At 64.0% G+C, this 272-nt stretch carries 1 protein-coding gene; it reads right to left on the bottom strand.

Features of this window, described 5'->3' with window-relative positions:
• A partial coding sequence (locus tag CVH10_RS20650; protein ID WP_146143203.1) for a hypothetical protein occupies positions 1-201 on the bottom strand: 201 nt, incomplete at its 3' end.
• Positions 202-272 lie beyond the last annotated feature (71 nt).

The following is a 272-nucleotide window of genomic DNA, read 5'->3' as shown; positions in this document are numbered from 1 at the left end:
GAAGCCCCGCAGGCGGTGTGGATCGGTTGTCAGGCACGGGCCCTGATCGGCGGTGGTGTCGATGTAGCGTTGCAGCCATTTCAGGGCGTCCAGGCGCGATTTGACCGTGCTCCACGAGTACCGCTCCGTGGTCAGGCCCGCCGAAAGCCAGTACTTCGCTCCTTCACGCAACCACAGGCTGGGCAGGTTGGTGAAGTGCATTGTCGTGCGACCTTGCGGTTCGTGGTCGCGTTGGGGCACCCTCGGGTCGAGGCTGGGATTCCAGACGTTCA

Origin of the sequence: Halomonas sp. ND22Bw (genome assembly GCF_003011945.1) — a bacterium.
Taxonomy (GTDB): Bacteria; Pseudomonadota; Gammaproteobacteria; order Pseudomonadales; family Halomonadaceae; genus Halomonas; species Halomonas halophila.
This window is presented reverse-complemented; position numbering and strand designations above follow the sequence as displayed.